The organism is Amycolatopsis sp. NPDC114505, from assembly GCF_055633615.1.
The window spans coordinates 210,033-234,636 of sequence record NZ_JBVKDV010000007.1 but is presented as its reverse complement, the minus strand read 5'-3'; the positions used below and the strand labels follow the sequence as shown (position 1 = coordinate 234,636).

The following is a 24,604-nucleotide window of genomic DNA, read 5'->3' as shown; positions in this document are numbered from 1 at the left end:
AAAAGTACCGAACCCCCGACCCGAGAAAAACAGGCACAAGATCAACCCGAACCTCATCGAGAAGCCCGAGGTTCAAGCACTGCTGAGCAATATTCGGCCCGGACACACCGACAAACCCATCACCGGCAGCCTTGGCCAGCGAGACCGCCTGCGACACCGAAGAGACAAACGTGAACGGCTCCAGCTGAGAAGCAGGCCAGTCCGACGGCGGCGGCCGATGCGTGACGACGAAAGCCGCACCTCCGCCAGGCGGCCGGCCTCCCCAGCCCTGGGTGTAGTCGAACACCCGCCGCCCGCAGACGAACGCGCCGTCTCGGGCCGTGTCCATTAAGGACCGCAAGTAGTCCGCGCTCGAAGGTGAAACGCGGAACGTGATCGGGTAGCCGACCATCGGCACCTCCACGTCTCCCGCGGTGTACCAGTCGAACAGTGGCCCGACCGAATCGTCGGGGCGCGCGACGAACCCGTCCAATGACATGCAGAAACTCGCGACGACGGTGGCCATCTCAGTCCGCCAGTACCTTGTCGAGCCGCTCGAACGACTCCGTGATGCCGCGGCTCATCCCGCTCTCCAGCGCCGCGTCGCGTGCCTCCACCGAGGGGAACACCGAATGCGCCACCATGCGGGTGCGGCCGTCGACGGCGGTCAACGTCATCGATTCGAGCGTGACTTCTCCCGGTGCGCCCAGGAACTCGAACGTCTGGATGATCCGGTCGGGCCCCACCGTGTGGTAGACGCCGCGGAAGCGGTACTCGCCGCGCTCGTCGCGGTGGATGTAGTCGTACGCACCGCCGGAGCGGGCGTCGAACTCGACGAGCTCCATCTCCATGCCGTGCGGGCCCAGCCACCTCACGATCAGCTCCGGGTCGGTGTGGGCGCGCAGGACCGCGGCCGGCGGGGCCGCGAACTCGCGGGTGATCTCGATGAACGGCGTTCCCGGCTGGGCGGTGATCGTGGTGCTCATGGCGTTTCCTCCAGGGTGTCCAGGACGGCGTCGAGCCGCCGGTAGCTGCGTTCGGTGGCCAGCCGGTACGTGTCGATCCAGCCGGTGAGGGCTTCGAGGGCGGCCGGCACGAGGTGGCACGGCCGGCGCTGCCCGTCGCGGCTGCGCGTGATCAGGCCGGCCTGCTCCAGCACCTGGATGTGCCGGGACACCGCCTGCTTCGTGATCGCGAAGGGCTCGGCCAGCTCGTTGACCGTCGCTTCGCCGCGGGACAGCCGCGCGACCAGCGCCCGGCGGACCGGGTCGCCGAGGGCGGTGAACGCCCGGTCCAGCGCCTCCTCGTCAACCGTCATCTTTATCAACCAATCTGTTTATCAACCGATGTGTTGACTATAGGTGGGCTGTCAAGACCCCGTCGAAAGTCGGGGGTGGCCGACGTCGTCCGGCAGCGGCCGGCGACCGCCCGCGATACCTACCTTGACCTCCATGACCAGGCTTTTCCTCGTCCTCGCCGTGCTCCTGCTCGGCACCGCCACCCCGGCCCCGGCCACCGCCGCCACGACCGACGTCGACGGGTACGTCCGCGCCTACCTCGACCACACCGGCCTGCCCGGCGCCGCGGTCGCCGTGACGCACGGCGGCGACGTCGTCCGCGTCGCCGGCTACGGCCACGACACCGCGGGCGCGCCGATCACCGCGTCGACCCGGCTGCCGGTCGCGTCGCTGAGCAAGTCCATGACGGCCTTCGCGGTGCTCCAGCTCGCCGAAGCCGGCCGGATCGGGCTCGACGAGCCGGTCACGCGCTCCCTGCCGGAGTTCCGGCTCGGTGATCCCCGCGGTGCGCGGATCACCGTCCGGATGCTGCTGGACCAGACGTCCGGGATGGCCGACTCCGCCTTCCCCGACCTCGCGCTTCCCCAGCCGCACACCCTCGCCGAAGCGGTCGAGCGGCTACGTGACGCAGGCCTGGCGAGCGAACCTGGAACGGAGTTCCACTACCACAACCCGAACTACGAAGTGGCCGCCCGGATCGTCGAGGTCGTGGCCGGGCAGCCGTTCGCGGAGTACCTCCGGACGCGGCTCTTCGCGCCGCTCGGGATGGCGTCGAGCACCACTGTGGACGAGCCGCCGGCCGGGACCGCCGGGTACGTCCGGGCCTTCGGCTTCGAGGTGCCGGTGGCCGAACCGGACTGGTTCACCGGCGGCAGCCACGGCGTCGTCACCACCGCCGAGGACCTCGCGAAATGGCTGGTCGCGCAGCGGGACGGCGGCGGCGTGCTGTCCCCGGAGTCGGTCCGGCGCGCGCACACGCCCGCGCCCGGCCGTGACTACGCGCTGGGCTGGAGCGTCTGCGCCGGTCAGGTGTCGCACACCGGGGAGTGGTTCAGCCACACCGCGGCGCAGATCCTGCTCCCGGACGGCTACGGGATCGCGGTGATGACGCCCATGGGGATGTCGCTGGACAACGAGGCCGAGCTGCTGGCCCAGGGCATCGCGGAGCTGGTCCGGGGCGGTTCGCCGGAGCCTGGGCTGCCGGCGGGGGTGATCGCCGACCGGGTGCTCGCGGCGCTGGCGTTGCTCGCTGTCGGGCTGGCCGTCTTGGGCCTCCGGCGGGCCCGGCGCAAGCCGCGGTGGTGGCGGGTCGTGCCGCCGTTGCTGCCGCTCGTCCCGCTCCTGTTCCTGCCTCAGCTGCTCGGGGTGGTATTCGCCGGAAGACGGGGTACCTACGCCCAGGTGCTCTACGTCTGGCCGGGGCTCGTGGCCGCGCTCGGCGTGGTCGCGCTGGCGGGCTTGGTCGTGGCCGCGGCGAGGGCGCGGGCCGTCGTGAGTGGCACGCGAGGCCACAACCAGGAAGAATCGGGCGAAACGAGGGGAGCGACCCAGTGGGCATCGGCAAACAGGCGAAGCGGATCCTGATCACGGTGGCGGGCGCCGTCCTGCTGATCGTCGGGGTGCTGCTGCTCGTCCTGCCCGGCCCCGGGCTGCTGCTCGTGCTCGCCGGGCTCCTGCTGCTCGCGTCGGAGTTCCCGGCGCTCGAGCGGTACGTCGACCCGGTGCGCGACCGCGCGATGAAGGCGGCCGAAGACAGCGTGTCCTCGCCGCTGCGGATCGCGGGCTCGGTGCTGGCCGGGCTGGCGCTGCTGGCGGCGGGGATCGTCTGGGGCCTGGTGAAGTCGCTGCCGTTCGGCGGCTGGAGCACCGGGTCGAGCCTGATCCTGTCGTCGGTGATCCTCTTCGCGCTGCTGATCTGGAGCTACCGCCGGGTCAAGACGCGGCGGGAGTCCGTGCACCCCGGCTGAGGACGATACTGTCGGCGCCATGAGCGCCGGATTCCAGCGAGCCCGGCGGCCCGAGCAGATCGAGGCGCGCCGCACCGCGATCCTCGCCGCCGCGCGGGAGCTCCTGGCCGAGCGCCCGGTCGCCGAGATCAGCCTGCGGGAGCTGGCCTGTCACGTCGGGCTCGCGAAGTCCAACGTGCTGCGCTACTTCGACAGCCGCGAGGCGGTCTTCCTCGAGGTCCTCGACACGGCGTGGACGGAGTGGCTCGACGACCTCGAAGGCAACCTCGGCGACCCGGCTCCGGCGGATCCCGGCTTCGCGCGCGAAGAGCGTGTCGCCGGGAAGATCGCCGAGACGCTCGCCGAGCGGCGGTTGCTGTGCGAGCTGATCAGCGCGATGGCGCCGGTGCTGGAACGCAACATCTCGCCGGGGTTCGCCCGTAGCTTCAAGCGCCGCGCGGCGGCCAGCACCGAGCGGCTCGGCGAGCTGGTCCGCAAGCGGGTGCCGGAGCTGTCGCCCGACGGCGCCCGGCAGTTCGCGTTCGGCGTGGTGATCCTCGTGTCGGGGGCGTGGCCCTACGCCAACCCGACCGACGCCGTCGCGGCGGCCACGGCCGAGCTGGGCGGGATGCCGTCGTTCGCGGCCGGGCTGGCCGACGGGCTCACGAACCTGCTGGCCGGGCTCGTCGCGCGGCGGCGGTGACGATGTCGGTGTTCTCGAGCACCGGCTTCTCGTAGCCGTTCTCGGCGACTTCCAGCATCGCCAGGCCGAGCTCGCGGTTGGTCGTCACGAAGCGGGGGAACAGCCGCCGCAGCACCGGGTACAGCGGCATCGCGACGCGGTAGAGCGTCCGGTACAGGGTGGTCTTCGACGTGATCCCGCCCAGCGGCTGGATGTAGCCGGGACGGACGGAGAACGTCCGCAGCGGCAGCTTCGCCAGCGCGTTCTCCGTGGCGCCCTTGACGCGCGCCCAGCGCACCCGGCCGCGTTCGGTGCTGTCGGTGCCGGCGCCCGAGACGTACACGAAAGTGGTGTCCGCCGGCAGCTTCCCGGCCACCGAAAGCGTCAGCTGGTAGGTGATCCGCTCGTACTCCTCCGGCGCCATCCCGACCGAGGACACGCCGAGGCAGAAGAAGCACGCGTCGTAGCCGGTGATCGGCTCGAGGGCGAACAGGTCCTTTTCGACGCGTTCGGTCAGCTTCGGGTGCGCTTCGCCGAGAGCGGACCGGCCGACCGCGAGGACGGCCTCGACCCGGTCGTCGAGCAGGCACTCGCGCAGCAGGCCCTGCCCGACCATGCCGGTCGCGCCGAACACCACGGCCTTCATGCGCCGGCCACCGGGAGCAGTCCTCGCTCGCCGAAGACCTTCTTCGCCACGGCCGTCGCGTTCAGCGCCCGCGGGAACCCGCAGTAGGCGGCCGACTGCAGCAGCGCCTCGACGATCTCCGCCGGGGTGAGCCCGACGTTGAGGGAGGCGTTGACGTGCACCTCCAGCTGCGGCTCGCACCCGCCGAGCGCGGTCAGCATCCCGAGCGTGACGAGCTGCCGATCCCGCGGTACGAGCTGCGGCCGCGTGTAGATCTCGCCGAAGCCCCACGACACGAGACTGTCGGAGAGCTTCGGCGAGACGTCTTCCAGACTGTCCAGCACGCGCTGGGCGGTCTCTTCGCCGTTGAGGTCGACCAGAGCCCGCTTGCCGCGTTCGAAACGATCTTCGGTCATGACCACGACGTTAGCGGTTGGAGCGGGCTCCAGGTCAAACGGCGCGTGTCACCCGCCTCGCCGTCGCGTCCGGATCGACGTAGTAGCTCTCGTACGACGTCTCCGTGCGCTGCCCCGCCGCGTTGGCGCTCCACGCGTCCACGTACAGGAAGATCTTCCTGTCGGTCGGCGGCGCGGTGAACTCGAAGGTCCCCGTGCCGTCGGCGTTCGGCCGGACCACCACGTCCGGCGTCGTCTCGTCCGCCCTGATGCGGTAGCCGTACGAGGCCAACCCCGGCTGGACCGGCGTCAGCGTGCAGCGGACCACCTGGCCGGGCCGCAGGTTGCCGGTCGCGTCACAGGTGAGCGGCGGGGCGGCCGACTTCGGGTGGAAGCGGTAGTAGCCCGGCTGCGACACCCATCCGTCGGCGGACTTGCTCGTCACGTTCAGGTACTGCGTGTCGGTGCTCAGCGGCGTCAGGGTGACGCTCGCCGTGCCGTCCGGTCCCGCGGGCACGGTGACCGGCGGCGCCCCGAAGTACGAGTACGTGTAGCTCACGACGCCGGGAAGCGACGACGAGAACGTGAACGTGCCCGGCGTGGTTTCGTAGCCGCCTTCGCAGCACTCGGGGAAATCGGTGCTCGTGACGGTCGGCTCGTCCGAGCCGACCCGCACGCTCTCCTCGTTCGTCGCCGACACGAGCCCGGCCGCGGTCGTCGTGGACACCCGGATCGTGTGGTAGTACGGCCGGTCCGGCACCACGGTGACCCGCGCCGTGCCGTCCGGGCCCACCGGGACGGTCGCCGGCTCGCCGTAGTCCCAGTCGTAGGTGAACGACGCCGACCCCGGCAGCACGGCGTGCAGCGTCAGGACGACCGGCTTGCCGACCATGGCGTCGGCGGGCGCGTCGACCGTGGGCGCGCCCCGGTCGACGTCGATCTGGCCGCCGCCGTCGCCGGACAGGTTCCCGTTGGTCATCCGGGCCCGCACGCTGACGCGGTAGGACTTCGCGGCGTCGGCCGGGGTGACGCTGATCGCCGCGGTGCCGTCCGGGCCCGCGGGCAGGGTGACCTCCGGCTCGTCGTCGATCTTGTAGAGGAACTCGGTGGCGCCGTCGGTGCCGTGCGGGCCGAAGACGCACTGCCGGGTCTCGCCCAGGAAGGCCCGGGCCGGCGTGCACGTCATCGACGGGCCGTTGCGGGCCACGAAGAACCGGTAGTCGCCCGACGGGCCGTAGTTCCCGGCGGCGTCGAGGCCGTTCGCCGACATGCTCATCGGGCCGTCGTCGCGCGGGGTGTACCGGACGGTGGCCTTGCCGCCGGGCCGGTCGGCCGCGACGTACCCGCTGTCGGTGAACCCGGCCTGCCACTGGAAGCCGACGATCGCGGTGTCGCCGCCCGCGTCGAGGGTGAAGTCGCCGGGGATGCCGATGCCGCCCTTGCCGGGCACTTCGTACACGTAGTCGGTCGAGGTGATCGCCGGCGCCGTGGCCGGTGCGGTGAAGTCCGTGGTGAACCGGCAGGTCTCGCTCCACGGGCTCGCGGCCAGGCTGTCCTTCGCGCGGACCTGCCACGCGTAGGTGACGCCGTCCGCGAGCCGGCTGTCGGGGTCGAAGTACGCGCCGGAGCCGTAGACGTCGTCCGTGCCGGTCGCGCGCTGGTCGGGGTGGTCCACCGGCCACCAGGCGAACTCGGCCGAGAAGCTGTAGTCGTCCGGATCGCTGACGGTGGCCGACATCGCGGCACCGCCGCGGCGGACGAGCGGGGCTTCTGAACAGGGGTGCTCACCGGTCTTGAGCGCGGTCGGCGTCACCGGCGGCTGGTTCTTCTCCAGGCTCACGTACAGCAGCGGCCGGTACGTGCGCCCGAAACGCGGGTTGGACTGCTGGTTGTCCGGCAGGCGCAGCACCATCGTGAGCGACGTGCGGCCGGCGTCGATCGCCTGCTGCAGCACCGGTCCGGCGTCCCAGTCGAGGTAGTCCGACGGGCAGACGTCGAGGCTGCCCGGCCCGGCCAGCTTGGTGAGCTCGCGCGGCTGGTCGTTCCAGGTCGGCGCCTTCTTCGCCGGGGCCGTGACCCACAGCTCGGTGCCGCGGGGCGCCGAGCAGTCGGCGACCGCCGTCTCCCGGCCGGACAGCTCCGCGGACAGCACCTTGGCGCCGCGCAGCCCGGTGAGGTCGAAGGTGAAGTAGGACTTGGAAACGTGCTTCTTGCCGTGGTCGACCTTCGCGCCGATGGGCGCGTCCCCGGCCGGGTCGACGAAGCTCTTCCCCGGCTGGGCCGAGTCGATGTACGACCACGACGTCGACTGGATCGACGTGATCTGCGTGGCCGAAGCCGGCAGCGCCGTGCCGGCCAGCAGCAGTGCCGCCGTGGCGGCGACGATGCCCGCTTTCGTTCTTCGAGAGCCCAAAAGGCTCACCCCCTGAAGTGCGAAACCCGGGGCCCGCGATCGCGGTCCCCGGGTCCAACACGCCTCAGGTGTGCTTTCGGTTGCTTACTTGCCGCTGCTGTACAACGCGCTCACGTCGGCGTCGGACAGAGCCCGGTCGTAGACGTGGACCTGGTCGACCGCGCCGTTGAGGTAGTCGACCGGGCCGCCGCCGTACTTGCCGCGGCCGATCACCGTGTGGCCCGTCGAAGCGTCGCCGAGGCAGACGCTCTTCGTGGCCGCCAGCTGGCCGTCCACGTACAGCTTCAGCGTGCCCGCCGCCGCGTCGCGGACGCCGACCACGTGGTACCAGCGGTTCGCCTCCGGAGCCGTGGGCGCCAGGGCCCGCGTGCCCACGAAGCTCATCGCCAGGCGGTGGTCCTGGCCCGAGTACTGCAGGAAGAACGCGCTGGTGTTGTCGCCGTCCTGGCTCACCACGGTCTGGAAGCCGTCACCCACGGCGTTGAACTTCACCCACGCCGCCGCGCTGTAGCTGCCTTCCGTGTTCAGCAGGGACGCGCCCGTGTCGGCGTACTGGCCCGACCCGTTCACCGCCAGCGCCGAACCGCTCTTGCCCTCGGTCCACGACGCGCCGCCGACGAGCGTGGCGTCGTGGTCGCCGACCGAGTCCGCCGCCGTCGTGCCGGTGTTCTCGTCGAAGCCGTAGGCCGCGATGCCGTCGATGCCCGGCGTTCCGGCGGGTACCGAGGGACCCGACGTCACCGGCGCACCGGTGGCACCCTTGATGACGGCCAGGTTCGCCGCGCGGACCGCCGCGAAGTCCATCTTCTTCACCTGCCGGTCGTAGGTGAAGAAGCCGTTGACCTCCTTCTCGACGTCGGTGGTCTGCGTGTAGACGCCGGCCGAGACGCCGCACCGCTGGGCGACCAGCAGCAGGCGCTGCTGCAGCTCGCCGTAGCGCCGGGTCAGCGTCGCGCTGTCGGGCTCCATCTCGTAGGCGAAGCTGCCCGCCGCGTCGAACTCGTGCCCGGCGACCTTGAGGCCGAGACCGCCGTACTCGCCGTCGACCGCCGCGCGGGTGCCGGTCTGCACCGGCGTTCCGGGACCCGTGTAGGTGTGGTCGTCGTAGATGTCACCCTTGCCGCTGTCCGGTTCGGACCGGCAGCAGTTGACCCCGGACTCGGCGTTCACCAAGCGGGAGGGATCCCACGCCTTGACCTCGTCGGCGATGCGGCCGACCTCGTAGTCGCCCCAGCCCTCGTTGAACGGCACCCACGTGACGATCGACGGGAAGCTGCGGTGCTGGTCGATCATCCGCTTCATCTCGTACTCGTAGTTGACGCGCGACGCGGCCGACGGCTCGATGTCGTCCTTCATCGCCGGCATGTCCTGCCACACCATCAGGCCCAGCTTGTCGGCGTAGTAGTACCAGCGGTCGGGCTCGACCTTGATGTGCTTGCGCACCATGTTGAAGCCGAGCGCCTTCTCCTGCTGCAGGTCGAACTTCAGGGCCGCGTCGGTCGGCGCGGTGTAGATGCCGTCCGGCCAGAAACCCTGGTCGAGCGGGCCGACCTGCATGACGAACTTGCCGTTGAGCAGCATCCGCTGCTTGCCGTCGGCGGTCTTGCCGACGCTGATCGACCGGATGCCGAAGTACGAGCCCACTTCGTCCCCTGTGGACAGTCGCACCTTCAGGTCGTACAGGAACGGGTCGTCCGGCGACCACAGGTGCGGCTTGTCCACCTTGAGCTTCAACGGCTTGTTCGCGTCGCCGGACACGCGCCCGACCGGGCGGCCGTGGTCGTACGCGACGGCTTCGACGCGCTGCTTCACCGGCCCGCCGACCACGGCGTTCACCGTGACCGAACCACTGGCCACGTCCGGCGTCACATCCAGGCGGTCGATGTGCGCGGTCGCGACCGGCTCCATCCAGACGGTCTGCCAGATGCCGGAGGACGGCGTGTAGAAGATGCCGTCGCCGGGCTGGCGCTGCTTGCCGATCGGCTGCCCGCCCTGGTCGTTCGGGTCGGCGACGCCGACGACGATCTCCTGGGCCTTCTTCGTGGTCAGCGCGTCGGTGACGTCGACGGACCACGCGTCGTACCCGCCGGTGTGGTGGGCGACGGTCTTGTCGTTGACGATGACCGTGGCGTCGTAGTCGACGGCCTGGAAGTGCAGCTGCAGCCGCTGTCCCTTGCCGATCTGCCAGTTCTTGGGGACCTCGAACGTGCGGCGGTACCACATGTTCGTCTCGTGGCGCATGATCCCGGACAACGCGGACTCGACCGGGTACGGCACGAGGATCCGCTCACCGAGCGTCTTCCCGATCGGCGCGGCCTCACCGGGGGTCGCCTTGGCGAACTCCCAGACGCCGTTGAGGTTCTGCCACCGGTCGCGGGTCAGCTGCGGCCGCGGGTAGTCGGGGAGGGCGTTCGACGGCGAGACGTCCTTGGTCCACGGCGTCGACAGCGGCGGGGTGAGCCGCTGCCACTGCGGTGCGTCGGCGGCGCTCGCCGCCGGTGCGGTGCCGAGACCGGCGACCGCGACGGCGAACGCCGCGGCGGCGGTCAGCCATCTTCTGGTTTTTCGGGCAGGGTGGAACATCGTTGAGACCTCCTGTGGGGGGACTGGGGCTCAGCGGGTTCGGGAGCGCGCCAGCAGGCGCTGGATCACCACGACGACGAGCAGGAAGGCCCCGCTCACCACCGTCTGGTAGTTGGAGTCGAGGGTGCCGATCTGGTTGATGACGTTCTGGATCAGCGTGCGCAGCAGCACGCCGACGAGGGTGCCGATGATCGTCCCGGCGCCGCCGGTGAGCAGCGTGCCGCCGATGACGACGACCGAGATCGCGTCCAGCTCGGTGCCGACGCCGATCACCGTGACGCCGGACTGCAGGTACGCGGCGGTGAGGACGCCGGCGAACCCGGCCAGCCCGCCGCTGAGCGTGTAGAGGCTGATCTTGGTGCGGGCCACCGGAAGGCCCATGAGCAGCGCGGACTGCTCGGCGCCGCCGATGGCGAACACCGACTGGCCGAACCGGGTGCGGCGCAGCAGCAGGCCGCCGAGCGCGAACAGGATGAGCGTCAGGTAGACCGGGACGCCGATGCCGAAGATCGTGCCCTGCCCGAGCCAGAGGAACGCCGAGCCCGGGTCCACCTTGTACGTCGTCGAGCCCTCGGAGGTCAGTGCCAGCAACAGACCCCGGGCGAACAGCAGCGACGCCAGCGTCACGATGAACGGCGCCATCCCGGTGCGCGCGATGAGCACACCGTTGACGAAGCCGATCAGCGAACACACGGCCAGCGGCAACAGGATCGCTACGACCAGCCCGTACTGCGCGCCGTACGCGGCGAGGACGCCACCGAGCGCGTAGTTCGAGCCGACCGAGAGGTCGATGCCGCCGGAGATGATCACGAACGTCATGCCGAGCGCGATCACCGCGAGGAACGAGCCCTGCAGGACGAGGCTGCGCAGGTTGTCCGCGGTGCCGAAGTGCGGGAACGCGAACCACGCGGCGGCGACGCCGAGCACGAGCACCACGGCCGCGCCCTGCCGCTGCAGGACACCGGCGAACGCGGCGTTGCGCGCCGGAACCGGCGTGGTGGTCTGGGCGGTCATCGGCTGCTCCGCTCGCGCGCGACGTAGACCGCGACGACGATGATGGCCGCCTGGACCATCTGCGCGGTGGAGTCCGGCAGGTTGTGCTTGATCAGGGTGGCCTGGACGAGCTGCATGAGCAGCGCGCCGAACACGGTGCCGAGTACGCGGACCCGGCCGCCGGTCAGCGGCGTGCCGCCGACGACCACCGCGGTGATCGCGGACAGCTCCATCAGCAGGCCGACGTCGCTCGGGTCGCTGGCGGCCAGCCGTGACGTCGCGAGCACGCCCGCGATGGCCGCCAGGGCCCCGGAAATCACGTAGACGCTGATCAGCACGCGCTTCACCGGCAGCCCGGCGAGGGTGCTCGCGGCGCGGTTGCCGCCGACCGCGACCAGGTGGCGGCCGAACGTCGTGCGCTGCACGACCAGCCCGGCCAGCACCGCGAGCACGCCCGCGACGATGACCATGATCGGCACGCCGAGCAGGTCGCCGGTGCCCAGCTCCAGGAAGTCCTGGTTGCGGACCTGGACGAGCTGGCCGTGCGCGATGACCAGCGCGAGTCCTCGCCCGCCGACCAGCAGCGCCAGCGTCGCGATGATCGGCTGGATGCCCAGGTAGGCGACCAGGTACCCGCTGAACAAGCCGGACACGACACCCGCGATGACGGCGACGATGATCGCCGTCAGCGGGCCCGCGCCGAGGTAGAGCGGGATGAGCGCGGCGGAGATCGCCATCACCGAGCCGACCGACAGGTCGATGCCCTCGGTGCCGATCACCAGCGCCATGCCGAGCGCGACGATGCAGACCGGCGCCGCCTGCACCAGCTGGGTGCGGAAGTTGGCCGCGGACAGGAAGTTCTCGGTGAAGAAGACGTTGAACAGCAGCAGCACGGCGACGGCCAGGTAGACGCCGTAGTTCTGCAGCCACGCGGTGACTTTCGCGCGGTCGGGAGCTTTGGTCAGGGTGGCGCTAGACATCGTTGTCACCCCCGGTTGCTTCTGCCGCGATCGCGGTCAGGACGTTTTCCTCGGTGATGCGGTCGCCGGTCAGCTCGCCGACGACCGAGCCGTCGCGCAGCACGACCACGCGGTCGGAGCCGTCGATCAGCTCTTCCAGCTCGGACGAGATGAGCAGCACGCCGAGCCCTTCCTGCGCGAGTTCGTCGATCAGTGCCTGCACTTCGGCCTTGGCGCCGACGTCGATGCCGCGCGTCGGCTCGTCGAGCAGCAGGATCTTCGGGCCGGTGGCGAGCCAGCGGGCGAGCAGCACCTTCTGCTGGTTGCCGCCCGACAGCTCGGACACCTTCTGCTCCGGGCTGGACGCCTTGATCCGCAGGCGGTCCATGAAGATCTTGACGACCTTGTCCTGCTTGGCCTTGCTGACCAGGCCGAACGGCGAGAGCGTCGGCAGCGCGGCGAGCACGATGTTCTCGCGGACCGACAGGTTCGGGATGATCCCGTCGGTCTTGCGGTCCTCGGCCAGCAGCGCGATCCCGGCCCGCATGGCGGCCTTGATCTTGCCCTTGCGCAGCGGTTTCCCGGCCAGCAGCACGGATCCGCCGTCGAGGGGGAAGGCCCCGACGATGGCCCGCGCCGTCTCGCTGCGGCCGGAGCCGAGCAGGCCGGCGAGGCCGACGACCTCGCCGGGCCGGATGCTCACCGAGACGTCGTGCAGCTTGCGCATGCCGCTGAGGTTCTCCGCCTTGAGCAGCGGTTCGCGCTCGACGTCGTGTTCCTCGCCGAACGCCGTGACGCCTTCCTCGCGGATCTGCTTGATCTCCCGGCCGAGCATCTTGGACACGAGCTCGATGCGCGGCAGGTCCTTGAGCGGTCCACTGTGGACGACCCGGCCGTCGCGCAGGACGGTGACGCTCTCGCAGACCCGGTACAGCTCGTCCATCCGGTGGCTGACGTAGACGATCGCGATACCTTCGGCGTGCAGCCGGTTCAGCACCTCGAAGAGCGTCTCGACCTCGCGCGGCTCGAGCGACGACGTCGGCTCGTCCATGATGACGACCTTGGCGTCGGTCGAGACCGCGCGGGCGAGGGCGACCATCTGCTGCGCCCCGACCGCGAGGGTGTGCAGCGGACGCTTGACGTCGTCGTCGATGCCGTAGCCCTTGAGCAGCTCGCGGGCGTCGGCGTACATCTTGGACCAGTCGACGAGCCCCGCCTTGGTGCGCGGCTCGCGGCCGAGGAAGACGTTGCCGGCGATGCTCATCAGCGGGACGAGGTTGACCTCCTGGTAGATCGTGGAGATCCCGGCCCGCTGCGCGTCGATCGGCTGCTTGAACGTCACCGGCTCGCCGAGGTGGCGCACCTCGCCCTCGTCGGGCTGGTAGACGCCGGTGAGCACCTTGATGAGCGTGGACTTCCCGGCGCCGTTCTCGCCGACGAGCGCGTGCACCTCGCCGGGTCGCAGCGCGAAGCTGACGTCGTCGAGCGCGAGGGTGCCGGGGAACCGCTTGGTCACCCCGGCCACCTCGAGCACCGGTGCGGTCGTCATGGCGACGTCCTCTTCGGTGGCTGCCGTCATCAGTACGCGTTCCCGACCTTCTGGGTCGCGTTGGTCTCGTCGTACTGGTCGTCGGTGATGACGATGCTGGCCGGGATGGCCTCGCCGCTCTCGAACTTCTGCAGTGTCTGGAAGGCCAGCGGGCCGAAGCGCGGGTTGGACTCGATCACGGCGTTGTAGCTGCCGTCGGCGATGAGCTGCACGGCGTTGCGGGTGCCGTCGATGGAGATGACCTTGACGTCCTTGCCCGGCGTCTTGCCCGCCGTCTTCAGCGCGTTGACCGCGCCGACGCCCATCTCGTCGTTCTCGGCGTAGACCGCGGTGATGTCGGGGTGGCTCTGGATGAGCTGCTCCATCACGGCCTGGCCCTTGGAGCGGTCGAACTCGCCGGTCTGCTCGGCGACCACGGAGAGGCCGGCCGTCTTGGCGAGCTCGTCCTTGAAGCCCTTGGTCCGGTCGGTGGTCACGTTGTTGCCGGACGAGCCGAGCAGGATCGCGACCTTGCCGGTGCCGCCGGTGACGCGGGCCATCTCCTGCGCGGCGCGCTTGCCCTGCTCGACGAAGTTCGAGCCGATGAAGGTCAGGTAGTCGGTGCACGGCTGCGACGTCACCTTGCGGTCGATGGTGACGACCGGGACCTTCTTGGCCTTCGCCGCGTCGAGCGCGGGCTGGAGGCCGTCGGAGTTCAGCGGCGCGACGACCAGGAGCTGGGCGCCCCGGTCGAGCATCGACTTGATGTCGCTGATCTGCTTGTTCAGGTCGCTCTGGGCGTTGGTGACCAGCAGCTTGTCGCTCGCGATGCCGAGCTTCGCGGCTTCGTCGCGAATGGACTGCGTCTCGGCGATCCGGAAGGGGTTGGCTTCCTTTTCGGACTGTGAGAAACCGACCACCGCGGTCTTGAGGTCGACCTTGGGGTAACCGGTCTTGTCGATGGTGCAGCCGTCGGCGCTCGGGGCGACGGACTGCGCGGAGGCGGCCGGCCCGCCGCCGCTCGACGGCGCCGCCGGGGCCTCTTCCCTGGCAGTGCATGAGGTGAGGGTGAGCGCGGCGGCGGCCGCGGTGACCAGGACCAGGCGGGGACGGGTGGACAGCGGCACGGTGACTCCTCGGGCAGCGACGGTGGGGCCCGCTCACCGGGGTGATCGGAGTCACCGCGGGAGCCTTGAGGTACTTTTTACATCGTTGGAACAACGTTGTAAACCGGCAAAATGTCGCTATGCTTCGGCTCACCATCTGAGAAGGAGCCGCCCGTGACCGTGACGCTCAAAGACGTCGCCACGCTCGCCGGAGTGTCGGTGAAGACGGTGTCGAACGTGGTCAACGGCTATGCCTTCGTGAAGCCGGAAAACCGGCGGCGCGTCGAGGAAGCCCTGGCGGCGACCGGGTACCGGCCCAACGTGGGCGCGCGCAACCTGCGTCGCGGCCGGACGGGGTTCCTGGCGCTGATGGTGCCGGAGCTGTCGATCCCGTACTTCGGCGAGCTGGCGGGCCTGGTCATCACGGCGGCGCAGAAGCGCGGCTGGAGCGTCCTGATCGAGCAGACCCAGGGCACGCGCTCCCGCGAGAGGGAGACGCTGTTCTCGCTGGGCCCGCACCTGGTGGACGGCGCTTTGGTGCACCCGGAGGCCCTGGAAGCCGCGGACTTCCCGTCACCGGGCGAGATCCCGCTGGTGATGCTGGGCGAGCACGCGGTGGACGTGCCGATCGACCACGTGGCGATCGACAACGTCCTGGCGGCGCAGACGGCGGTGTCCCATTTGGCCTCTTTGGGCCGCAAGCGCATCGCGGCGATCGGCCGCAACCCGTCGCGTGGGACGTCTTCGCAGCGTCTGGCCGGGTACCGTGAGGCGTTGTCGCTGGCCGGACTGTCCTATTCGGACTCGCTGGTGGCGCCGGCGGAGAAGTGGCACAGGTCGGTGGGGGCGGCGGCGATGAGGTCGTTGCTGGCTTCGGATTCCCCACCGGACGCGGTGTTCTGCTTCAACGACCTGCTGGCGATCGGCGCGTTGCGGGCGGTGGCGGAGCTGGGGCTGCGGGTACCGGAGGACGTGGCGATCGTGGGGTTCGACAACAACGAGGAGAGCGCGTTCTCGCTGCCGGCGTTGACGACGATCGCCCCGGACAAGACAGCACTGGCCGAGGCGGCGATCGACCTGGTCCACCGCCGCATCACGGGGGACAAGGGACTTCCGCCGCAGGACATCCAGACCCCGTTCGCCCTGGAGATCCGGGAAAGCACAAAGGGCCGCTGAGGATCAGCAAGGTGCGACGGCGCCGGTCTCCCCGGCCGCACACCAGCCGGGGTGGGTGGCGAGCCAGGCGTCCCGCTCGCGGATCACTTGCTCTTGGCTGAGCCCGCGGGCGGCGTTCAGGCAGCTGCCGGTCTGGCGCGCGGCGGACGATCTGCCATCGGCCCGGTCCGGCGAGTTCGCCAGGGCCGTCGGACCCGAGACAAACCGGCCGCCACGCGTACCCAGGCGGACGACACGCGTACCTGGGTGGACGACACGGCCTGGCCGACCGCGGTCCGGCGTGTCGTCCGTTCCGATGCGCGTGTCGTCCGCGCGAGTACGCGAGTCGTCCAGCGGGGTCAGCGCTTGGGCCAGTGCCAGGAAGGGCGGTCCAGGCGGCCTTGGCCCAGCAGCTTTGTCTCCCCGTTCTCCTTCTCCAGCTCCAGAGCACCTACCGAGGCGATCTCCGCGAGCGCCCGGATCAGCGGCGATGCGTGGGAGACCACCACCAGCTGCGTCTCCTTCGCCGCCGTCGCGATCAACGCCGCCAAAGCCGGGAGCAAGTCCGGGTGCAGTGACGTCTCCGGCTCGTTCAGGACCAGCAGCTCCGGTGGCCGCGGGGTCAGCAAAGCCGCGACCCACAACAAAAACCGCAGCGTTCCGTCCGACAGCTCCGCCGCCGACAGCGGGCGCAACAGACCGTGCTGGTGGAACTGGACCGACAGCAACCCGTCCTGGGAAACCACCGAAAGGCGGGATCCCGGGAACGCCGCGTCCACGAGGGACTCCAGCTCCGAAGCCCGGCCGACCTCGATGATCGTCTGCAGGGCCGCCGCGAGGTCCGCGCCGTCGTGGGACAACACGAACGTTCGTGTCCCCACGAACGACTGGCGGGCCGGGGCCGACGCGTCCGTGCGGAAGTGGTCGTAGAACCGCCACGACCGGATCCGCTCGCGCACCACCAGCAGCTCCGGGCACGCCCGCGGGTCCGCGAACTCGCTCAGCATGCTGTCGGACAGCCGGATCCGGTGCGCGTCCGGCCCCCACGCCCCGGACGCAACCCGGGTGCGCACCGACGGGCCCGCGCGGTCGGCCAGCAACGACGCCGGCTTCAGCACCGGCCCCGACCACACCGCCTCGCGCTTGAACTCCGGGTCCAGGTTGAACATCGTCTCGCCCGGCACCGGCAGCCCCAGGTCGAGCGCGTAGCCGAACTCGTCGCCGGCGAACCCCAGCCGCAGGCCGACCGACTTGGTGCGCACCGTGCCCTGGACCCGCGAGCCCGGGCGCGATCCGTTCTCCGGACCCGCCCACAGCGTCGACGGCAGTCCGCCCTCACGGGCCAGCGCCGCCACCGCGCCGTTGCGGGACGCGTCCGCCAGCAGCCGCAGCGCGCGGTACAGGCTCGACTTGCCGCTGCCGTTCGGCCCCGTGACGACGGTCAGCCCGGACAGCGGCAGCACCAGGTCGCGCAGCGAACGGTAGTTCTCGACGGCCAGCGTGGTCAGCATGCCCCCGAACCTAACCGCCACCACCGACAGTTCGAATTCGTCCGATCTCTGTCCGGTCCAGTCGTTGACAGCACTAATTTTCACCAGCAAGAATCGGCCATCGTCGATCCTATAGGATCTGCGGCTCGCCGAATCGGGCCGCGATCCTCCGATGTCTGACGTACTCGACCTCGAAGGAGTGGTCATGGCCGCACGGGGCAGACGAGCCCTCGCCGGACTGGCGGTGCTCGCGGGCCTGCTCACGGCCCCCACAGCCACGGCAGCCGAACAACAGCACCAGCCCGTCGCGCAGCATCCCTACATGGGCTGGAGCAGCTGGAGCCTCGAGTCGACGAACTACCCGGGCGTCAACCCGACCGGCGCGGCCAGCTGGCTCACCGAGCAGCACGTCCTCCAGCAGACGGACGTCCTCGCCGCGAAGTTCAAGCAGCACGGCTACACCTACGTCAACATCGACGCCGGCTGGTCGAACTCCTTCGACGGGAACGCCCGCCCGGTCGTCAACCCCACGACGTTCCCGGACGGCATGAAGTACGTCGCCGACCACGTCCACAAGAAGGGCCTGAAGCTCGGCTCCTACCTGGCCGTCGGCCTGGACATCAAGGCCTACAACGACGGCAACTCGCCGATCGAGGGCACCGCGAACTGCCACACCAGGGACCTCGTCTACCCCGACCTGCGCAAGACCAACGGCTGGGACTCCGCCTACAAGATCGACTTCACGAACCCCTGCGCCCAGTCCTATGTGGACTCGGAGGCGCGGCTGCTGGCCGGCTGGGGCGTCGACTTCCTGAAGCTCGACGGCGTCGGCCCCGGCTCCTTCAAGGGCGGCGAGAACTACACCAACACCTCGGACGTCGAGGCCTGGCGCAAAGCGATCGCCAAGACCGGCCGCCCGATGGAGTTCGTCGTCTCCTGGGCGCTGAGCCACCGCCAGGCGGACGTCTGGAAGGCCAACACGAACGGCTGGCGCGTCGACACCGACGTCGAGTGCTACTGCGACACCCTCGTGACCTGGGACAACTCGGTCAAGCAGCGCTGGAACGACGTCGTGCAGTGGATCCCCGACGCCGGCCCCGGCCACTGGAACAACCTCGACTCCGTCGACGTCGGCAGCGGCAAGATGGACGGCCTCACCCCAGCCGAGCGCCAGAGCTACATGACGTTCTGGGCGATCGAGGCCGCGCCGCTCTACCTCGGCGACGACCTGACCCAGCTCGACGACTACGGCGTCAAGCTCCTCACCAACGACGAGGTCATCGCGCTCGACCAGGCCGGCGTCCCCGCCAAGCCGGTGAGCCAGACGACCGACCAGCAGGTCTGGTACAACCGCAACGCCGACGGCAGCTACACGGTCGCGCTGTTCAACCTCGCCGCGACGCCCGCCCGCGTCACGGCGGACCTCGCGCAACTCGGCATCGGCGGCCCGGTCCGGATCCGCGACCTCTGGGCGCACCAGGACGTCGACGCCGCGTCCGGCGACCTGCCGGTGCACGGCTCGCGCCTGTTCAAGGTGACGCCTCGCGACCGCACCGCGCCGCAGGCTCCGGCGGTCGTCCACGGCACCGCGGCCACCGGCACCAGCGTCTCCCTCGCTTGGGATGCCTCGAAGGGCGCGCAGAGCTACGACGTCTTCGTGAACGGCCGTAAAGCCACCTCGGCCAGCGGTGCGAGCGCCACGGTCACCGGCCTCGAGCCGTCGACTTCGTACGACTTCACGGTGGTCGCGAACCAGCGCTACGGCAGGCCGTCCGCGTCCAGCAAGAAGATCAGCGTGACCACTCCTGCCGCCGGCGGCCCCACGGCGTACGAGGCGGAGAACGGCACCCCGCAAGGCGGCGCGACGGTCTACGACTGCGACTGCAGCAACGGCAAGAAGGTCGGCTACCTCGGCGGCAGCGGGTACGTCGTGCTGCCGACGGTGACCACGGCCAAGGCCGGCACCTACCTGCTGCAGCTGTCCTATGTGGACGGCGACTCCAGCCGCACCGGCATCGTCACGGTCAACGGGACGTCGTTCCCGCTGCCGGTCGCCGGGAGCAACGACAACGACTGGAACACCCCGCAGACGGTGACCGTCCCCGTGTACCTGCGAGCCGGCGCCAACACCGTCCAGATCGGCAACCAGGCCGGTTACGTCTACGACGTCGACAAGATCACCGTCTAGTGGCCGACGACCTCCTGCTCTCCTGGTCGCACCCGGCGGCGGACTGGACCGAGGCGATGCCGGTCGGCAACGGACGGCTCGGCGCGATGGTCTTCGGCGGTGCCGGCCGCACGCGGATCCAGGTCAACGACGCCACGGTCTGGTCCGGCACGCCCGGTGGTCCGGCGGCCGCGCTGAAAGACATCGACGCCGGGCCGGACCGGCTCGCCGAGGTGCGCGAGGCCGTGTTCGCCAAGGACTTCCGGCGCGCCGAAGAGCTCTTGATGACGTTCGAAGGGCCGTACAGCCAGGAGTTCCTGCCGTACGTGGACCTCTGGCTGACGGTGCCGGAAGGGACTTCGCACGGCCGGACGCTCAACCTGGACAACGGCGTCGCGACCGAGCACCTGTCCATCGACGGTCACGACGTCGAGCGGACGACCTGGGTGAGCCGTCCCGCGCAGGTCCTGTGCGTCGCGCTGTCGGGCCCGGTCGACGTCGGCGTCGAGGTGACGACACCCCTGCGCGAGGTGTCGCGCGACGGCCTCGACCTCGGCATCGAAATCCCGGTCGACGGCGCACCGCGGCACGAGCCGCGGGTGGCCGAGCCGCTGCGGTACGGGACCGCCGAGGGCTACGACCCGTTCGGCGCGGTTTCCGTCCGGGTCGCCCGGACGGAAACCGGCGTCCTGATCGTCCTGGCCAGCTCGACCAGCGCGTACGACGCCTGGATCGGCGACCGCCAGCACACCCGCGACGAGCACCGGCGCCGCGCCGCTGTCCTCGCCGAGCGGGCCGCCGAAACCGGGATGGCGGAGCTGCGACGAGCGCACGAAGCCGACCTCCGGTCGCTGCTCGGTGCCGCCGGGCTGCGGATCGGCGCACGCCGCGGCGGCACCCACGACGTCGCCGAGCTGCTGTCCGGGACCGATGAGCAGCTCACCGCGACCGTCCTTTTCCAGTACGGCCGGTACCTGCTGGCGTCGGCGTCCCGGCCGGGTGCGCCGCCGGCGAACCTGCAGGGCATCTGGAACGACGACCCGCGCCCGGCCTGGTCGTCGAACTACACGGTCAACATCAACACCCAGATGAACTACTGGGCCGCCGAGACGACCGGGCTCGGCGAGTGCCACCTCCCGCTGTTCGACCTGCTCGGCAAGCTCGCGGTCACCGGCGCCGACGTCGCGCGCGAGCTGTACGGCACGCGCGGGTGGGTCGCCCACCACAACACCGACCCGTGGGGCTGGGCGCTGCCGGTCGGGATGGGGCACGGCAACCCGTCGTGGGCGATCTGGCCACTGGGCGGCGCGTGGCTGGTCCAGCACGCGTGGGAGCACTACGACTTCACGCGCGACCGCACCTTCCTCGGCACGACGGCGTGGCCGTTGCTGCGTGGCTGCGCGGAGTTCTGCCTGGACTGGCTCGTCGAACGCGACGGCGTCCTCGAGACGTGCCCGTCGACGTCCCCGGAGAACCTGTTCCTGTCCGAGGCCGGGACTAAGGAGTCGCTGACCCACTCGGTGACCATGGACGTCGCGCTGATCCGCGCGGTGTTCGAACGCAGCCTCGCGGCGATGAACACCCTGGAGGTGCACGACCCGCTGTACGCCGAGATCGAGGCCGCGCTGCCGAGATTGCGCCCGCTGCCCGTCCTGCCGGACGGCCGGCTGGGGGAGTGGGCCGACGACCTGCCCGAAGACGATGCGACCCACCGGCACCTGTCGCACCTGGTCGCGCTGTACCCGCTCGGGCAGATCGACGCCGTCGCGACGCCGGACCTCGCCGAAGCGGCCCGCCGGGTCCTGGAGCGTCGCGGACCGGGGGCGATGGGCTGGTCGTGGGCGTGGAAGATCGCGCTGCGCGCCCGTCTCGGCGATGGTGAGACCGCGCGGAAGCTGCTGAGCGAGGCGGTCCAGCCGTTCACCGGCGACCGCCACCGCGACGCGCCGGTCGACGGCTCGGAGTGGGGCGGGCTGCTGCCCAACCTGTTCAGCACGCACCCGCCGTTCCAGATCGATGGCAACTACGGCTTCCCGGCCGGGCTCGCTGAACTGGTGCTGCAGAGCCAGAACGGCGTCGTGACTCTGCTGCCGGCCCTGCCCGCCGACTGGCTCGAAGGCGAGGCGCGAGGCCTGCGCTGCCGCGGCGGGCTCGCGGCCGACATCGAGTGGCGCGACGGCGAGCTGCGGTACGCCGTTCTGCGGCGGCTGTCGGGCGACCCGGCCGAGCCGATCCGGGTGCGCTACCGCGGCCGGGAGACCGAACTGCGGCTGCGGACCGGCGAATCGACCGTCCTGAAAGGACTGTGATGCTCACCGACCTCGGCCTCGACGCGCTGTGGGAGTACCGCAGCGACTACTCCGCGCCGGCGGACTTCGACGAGTTCTGGACGTCGACCCTCGCCGAAGCCCGCGCCCACGACCTGGCACTGGAACTGACCCCGGTCGAGACGCCGTTGCGGACGCTCGACGTGTTCGACGTGACGTTCGCCGGCTTCGGCGGGCACCCGCAGCGCGCCTGGTTGCGGGTGCCTCGCGGCAGCCAGGGGCCGTTGCCCGCGATCGTCCAGTTCCACGGCTACGGCGGCAGCCGGGGCAGCGCGCTGCAGGAGCTGACCTGGGCGTCCGCCGGGTACGCGCACCTGCAGGTCGACGTGCGCGGCCAGGGCGGCGTGACCCCCGACCCGGTGGGCAGCGGGCCGGCGTACCCGGGCCACCTGACGCGCGGCATCGAGAGCCGCGAGACCTACGTCTACCGGCGGATCTTCACCGACGCGGTCCGCGCGGTCGACGCCGTGCGCGCGCTGCCGGACGTCGACCCGGCGCGGGTGGCGGTGCTCGGCAACAGCCAGGGCGGCGGCATCGCGCTCGCCACGGCGGGGCTGGTCCCGGACGTGGCGGCCCTGCACGCGCAAGCGCCGTTCCTCTGCGACTTCCGGCGCGCGAGCCTGATCGGCGGCGAACGGCCGTACGTCGAACTGACGCGGTACCTGGCCGAGCATCGTGACGCGGTCACGCGGGTGTTCGACGTGCTGTCCTATTTCGACGGTGTCGGGTTCGCCTCGCGCGCGACGGCCCCGGCCTGGTTCAGCGCCGGGCTGATGGACGGCATCGTGCCGCCGTCGACGGTGTTCGGCGCCTACCACGTCTACAAGGGACAGAAACAGCTCGCCGTCTGGGAGTACAACGGCCACGAAGCCGGTGGCCCCGATGACGTCCACGCGGTGCTCGAGGGATTCCGGCCCGTTCTCCGTGGCAGTAGCCTGTAGCCACGACGTGTGAGGGAGTCACGGTGACCGGTCGACGCCTCGAAGCCCTGCCGGGCAGGCAGGTGCTGGCCGACGGCGTCTACGAGCAGATCCGGGCGCTGATCATGAACGACGGCATCGAGCCGGGTGCCAGGGTCAACATCGACGAGGTCGCCCGCGAGTTGGGCGTGTCCGGCACGCCGGTGCGCGAAGCGCTGGCCCGGCTGGAGTCCGAGGAGCTGGTCAGCAGGCTTCCGTTGCGCGGCTACCGCGTGACGGAACTGCTGAACCGCAAGGAAGTCGACGACATGTATGCGCTGCGGCTGCTGCTGGAGCCCCCGTCGGCGGCCCGCGCGGCGGCGGCGATGTCGGATGCGCACGTGGCCGAGCTGGAGGCGGAGCTGGCGACGTGCCCGGCGGCCCCGGCGGAAGACGCCTACAGCGACTACAAAGCTTTGACGGCGCACGACGCGCGGCTGCACGAGCTGATCCTGCACCAGGCGGGGAACGTGGCGGTCGAGCAGGCGTTCGCGCGGACCCACTGCCACCTGCACTTCTTCCGGCTGAACTACAACCAGCCGTTCGGCGAGCAGACGATCACCGAACACCGGGTGATCGTCGACGCCCTGGTGGCGGGCAATGCGGCCGGCGCCCGGAAGGCGATGACGGACCACCTGGAAGTGGCGCGGGACCGCCTGGTCTCCCGCCTCTGACGCGCGAAGGCCGCACCGGGCGTACCCGGTGCGGCCTCCCCCGACGACGTCTGAACCTGGCTACTTGGTCATCGTGACTTCGTACACGCGGGTCGGCGCCTTGCGCGCGCCGGTGAAACCGTTGGCCCACAGGGACTGCACCTGGGACGACTCCGCGGAGTTCGGGTTCGCGTTCGTGCACGACGGGCCGGGGCCGCCACCCGACATCAGCTCCGAGCACGGGCCCTCGTAGTGGTCCGGCAGGCCGAGCGCGTGGCCCGTCTCGTGGGCCGCGATGCGCGTCTGGTTGTACTGCTCGGCCTGCGTGTAGTCGATGAAGATCGTGCCGCTGCCGTGGCCGTCGGTCTGGGCGTACGAACCCTGCGGGTCGTTGCCTTCCGTGTAGTGCAGCGTCGCACCCGAGGAGCTCTCCTGGAGCTTCACGTTCGACACCGCCGCGTTCCAGTTGGCGGCGCCCGCGTTGATCACGTCGCGGAAGGTGGGGGCGTCCGAGGTGTCGTAGTAGACGACCGTGGCCGCCGCCGGGGCCGCGAAGGCCGGGGCCGCGGTCAGCGGGGTCGCGATCATCGCCAGCGCGACGGCGGCGCCGGGCAGCAGGTACTTCCTGGACATCGGGACGACTCCTTGCCGTGGGGAATTTGCCGGGTTTGCGCGCGCTGGGTGTCGAACTTACGGAATCGCCCGGCTCTTGTGACCCGACTTTCGTACTGCGCTGCGAACGGTGATTTACCAACCATTTCGACCGGTTGACATGCGCAGCCACGCATACGAGGATGCCCCGCCCGGGTCAGCCGACGGGGTCCGCCAGCGGGATCTCGCCCTCGCTGAGCCACGAGCCGCGCCACGCCAGGTCGTCCCTGACCAGCGGTTTTCCGCAGGCGTCGCACTTCTCGCCCGGCCTGGTGAGTGCGCCGCAGCCGGTGTGGACCAGGTTCATCGGGCCGTACGCGCCCTTCGACGTCGTGTGCGCGTTGCCCCACGCTCCGAGCGCGTGCAGCACCGGCAACGCGTCCGAACCGGCCTTCGTGAGGCGGTACTCGTGCCGCGTCCGGCCGCCGTCGCGGTAGGGGAGCTTCGTCATCAGCCCGCGCTCGACGAGCTTGGCCAGCCGGGTGGTGAGCACGTTGTCCGCGATGCCGAGCTCGGCGCGGAAGTCCTCGAACCGGGTGGTGCCCGCGGTCGCGTTGCGCAGGATCAGTAGCACCCACGGCTCGGCGAGGACGTCCGCGGCGCGGGCGATCGGGCAGGAGGCGTCCTCGAAGGTGATGCGGCGGCTCATGACTGTGATCCCTCCTGCCTGACTTGCTCCGAGCAAGTCTACGCCG

At 70.5% G+C, this 24,604-nt stretch carries 21 protein-coding genes; 8 read left to right on the top strand and 13 right to left on the bottom strand.

Annotated elements, in window-relative coordinates; genetic code table 11:
- Positions 1-506: 506 nt before the first annotated feature.
- Positions 507-965: an SRPBCC family protein gene (locus tag ACZ7OU_RS49840; protein WP_470260713.1), complete on the bottom strand. Its 459-nt coding sequence runs from the start codon at positions 963-965 to the stop codon at positions 507-509.
- On the bottom strand, positions 962-1,297 hold the full coding sequence (locus ACZ7OU_RS49835; RefSeq protein WP_470245594.1) for an ArsR/SmtB family transcription factor: 336 nt from the start codon (positions 1,295-1,297) through the stop codon (positions 962-964). The genes ACZ7OU_RS49840 and ACZ7OU_RS49835 overlap by 4 nt, the downstream gene beginning before the upstream one ends.
- A gap of 133 nt (positions 1,298-1,430) precedes the next feature.
- Between ACZ7OU_RS49835 and ACZ7OU_RS49830 the strand changes: the two genes are divergently transcribed.
- From ACZ7OU_RS49830 to ACZ7OU_RS49820, 3 genes are read left to right on the top strand one after another with little or no spacing between them, the layout of a single operon-like run.
- On the top strand, positions 1,431-2,861 hold the full coding sequence (locus ACZ7OU_RS49830) for a serine hydrolase domain-containing protein (RefSeq protein ID WP_470260712.1): 1,431 nt from the start codon (positions 1,431-1,433) through the stop codon (positions 2,859-2,861).
- Positions 2,828-3,244: a PGPGW domain-containing protein gene (locus ACZ7OU_RS49825; RefSeq protein ID WP_470245593.1), complete on the top strand. Its 417-nt coding sequence runs from the start codon at positions 2,828-2,830 to the stop codon at positions 3,242-3,244. The genes ACZ7OU_RS49830 and ACZ7OU_RS49825 overlap by 34 nt, the downstream gene beginning before the upstream one ends.
- A 19-nt stretch (positions 3,245-3,263) precedes the next feature.
- The gene (locus ACZ7OU_RS49820) at positions 3,264-3,926 is read left to right on the top strand and encodes a TetR/AcrR family transcriptional regulator (RefSeq protein ID WP_470260711.1); all 663 of its coding nucleotides are present in this window, start codon (positions 3,264-3,266) and stop codon (positions 3,924-3,926) included.
- On the opposite strand, the gene ACZ7OU_RS49815 is transcribed toward ACZ7OU_RS49820, so the two are convergent.
- The 8 genes from ACZ7OU_RS49815 to ACZ7OU_RS49780 form a co-directional block, all read right to left on the bottom strand.
- Positions 3,886-4,551 carry a Rossmann-fold NAD(P)-binding domain-containing protein gene (locus ACZ7OU_RS49815; RefSeq protein ID WP_470260710.1) on the bottom strand — a complete coding sequence of 222 codons (666 nt, stop codon included), beginning with the start codon at positions 4,549-4,551 and terminating at the stop codon, positions 3,886-3,888. The two genes, ACZ7OU_RS49820 and ACZ7OU_RS49815, sit on opposite strands and share 41 nt — an antisense overlap.
- Positions 4,548-4,946 (bottom strand): carboxymuconolactone decarboxylase family protein, encoded by a 399-nt coding sequence (locus ACZ7OU_RS49810; protein ID WP_470245590.1) that lies wholly within the window; start codon positions 4,944-4,946, stop codon positions 4,548-4,550. The genes ACZ7OU_RS49815 and ACZ7OU_RS49810 overlap by 4 nt, the downstream gene beginning before the upstream one ends.
- A gap of 34 nt (positions 4,947-4,980) precedes the next feature.
- Positions 4,981-7,338: a DNRLRE domain-containing protein gene (locus tag ACZ7OU_RS49805; RefSeq protein WP_470260709.1), complete on the bottom strand. Its 2,358-nt coding sequence runs from the start codon at positions 7,336-7,338 to the stop codon at positions 4,981-4,983.
- 84 nt (positions 7,339-7,422) lie between these two features.
- On the bottom strand, positions 7,423-9,921 hold the full coding sequence (locus ACZ7OU_RS49800; protein ID WP_470260708.1) for a LamG-like jellyroll fold domain-containing protein: 2,499 nt from the start codon (positions 9,919-9,921) through the stop codon (positions 7,423-7,425).
- 30 nt (positions 9,922-9,951) lie between these two features.
- Positions 9,952-10,935, bottom strand: coding sequence for an ABC transporter permease (locus tag ACZ7OU_RS49795; RefSeq protein ID WP_470245586.1), 984 nt, complete (start codon positions 10,933-10,935; stop codon positions 9,952-9,954).
- Positions 10,932-11,894: an ABC transporter permease gene (locus ACZ7OU_RS49790; protein WP_470260707.1), complete on the bottom strand. Its 963-nt coding sequence runs from the start codon at positions 11,892-11,894 to the stop codon at positions 10,932-10,934. Before ACZ7OU_RS49790 ends, ACZ7OU_RS49795 begins: the two co-directional genes overlap by 4 nt.
- On the bottom strand, positions 11,887-13,452 hold the full coding sequence (locus ACZ7OU_RS49785) for a sugar ABC transporter ATP-binding protein (RefSeq protein ID WP_470245584.1): 1,566 nt from the start codon (positions 13,450-13,452) through the stop codon (positions 11,887-11,889). The genes ACZ7OU_RS49790 and ACZ7OU_RS49785 overlap by 8 nt, the downstream gene beginning before the upstream one ends.
- Positions 13,452-14,528, bottom strand: a complete 1,077-nt coding sequence (locus ACZ7OU_RS49780; protein ID WP_470260706.1) for an ABC transporter substrate-binding protein — start codon at positions 14,526-14,528, stop codon at positions 13,452-13,454. Before ACZ7OU_RS49780 ends, ACZ7OU_RS49785 begins: the two co-directional genes overlap by 1 nt.
- 153 nt (positions 14,529-14,681) lie before the next feature.
- Here ACZ7OU_RS49780 and ACZ7OU_RS49775 point away from each other — a divergent pair, with 153 nt between their 5' ends.
- The gene (locus ACZ7OU_RS49775; RefSeq protein ID WP_470245582.1) at positions 14,682-15,683 is read left to right on the top strand and encodes a LacI family DNA-binding transcriptional regulator; all 1,002 of its coding nucleotides are present in this window, start codon (positions 14,682-14,684) and stop codon (positions 15,681-15,683) included.
- 338 nt (positions 15,684-16,021) lie between these two features.
- On the opposite strand, the gene ACZ7OU_RS49770 is transcribed toward ACZ7OU_RS49775, so the two are convergent.
- Entirely contained in the window at positions 16,022-17,173 is a 1,152-nt protein-coding gene (locus ACZ7OU_RS49770; protein ID WP_470260705.1) for an AAA family ATPase, read from the bottom strand.
- Positions 17,174-17,357: 184 nt separating this feature from the next.
- Here ACZ7OU_RS49770 and ACZ7OU_RS49765 point away from each other — a divergent pair, with 184 nt between their 5' ends.
- The 4 genes from ACZ7OU_RS49765 to ACZ7OU_RS49750 are packed head-to-tail and all read left to right on the top strand — an operon-like array spanning position 17,358 to position 23,279.
- Complete coding sequence (locus tag ACZ7OU_RS49765) at positions 17,358-19,340, top strand: CBM35 domain-containing protein (RefSeq protein ID WP_470245579.1); 1,983 nt, start codon at positions 17,358-17,360, stop codon at positions 19,338-19,340.
- The gene (locus tag ACZ7OU_RS49760; protein WP_470260704.1) at positions 19,340-21,628 is read left to right on the top strand and encodes a glycosyl hydrolase family 95 catalytic domain-containing protein; all 2,289 of its coding nucleotides are present in this window, start codon (positions 19,340-19,342) and stop codon (positions 21,626-21,628) included. The genes ACZ7OU_RS49765 and ACZ7OU_RS49760 overlap by 1 nt, the downstream gene beginning before the upstream one ends.
- A complete protein-coding gene (locus tag ACZ7OU_RS49755) occupies positions 21,628-22,587 on the top strand; it encodes an acetylxylan esterase (RefSeq protein WP_470260703.1) in 960 nt (319 codons plus the stop codon). The genes ACZ7OU_RS49760 and ACZ7OU_RS49755 overlap by 1 nt, the downstream gene beginning before the upstream one ends.
- Positions 22,588-22,610: 23 nt before the next feature.
- A complete protein-coding gene (locus ACZ7OU_RS49750; RefSeq protein ID WP_470260702.1) occupies positions 22,611-23,279 on the top strand; it encodes a GntR family transcriptional regulator in 669 nt (222 codons plus the stop codon).
- A 60-nt stretch (positions 23,280-23,339) separates the two neighbouring features.
- Here the strand turns inward: ACZ7OU_RS49750 and ACZ7OU_RS49745 are convergent, their stop codons facing one another.
- Together ACZ7OU_RS49745 and ACZ7OU_RS49740 are read right to left on the bottom strand one after the other, a co-directional pair.
- Entirely contained in the window at positions 23,340-23,891 is a 552-nt protein-coding gene (locus ACZ7OU_RS49745; protein ID WP_470245575.1) for a snapalysin family zinc-dependent metalloprotease, read from the bottom strand.
- Positions 23,892-24,066: 175 nt separating this feature from the next.
- Positions 24,067-24,558, bottom strand: coding sequence for a winged helix-turn-helix transcriptional regulator (locus tag ACZ7OU_RS49740; RefSeq protein WP_470260701.1), 492 nt, complete (start codon positions 24,556-24,558; stop codon positions 24,067-24,069).
- Positions 24,559-24,604: the final 46 nt, after the last annotated feature.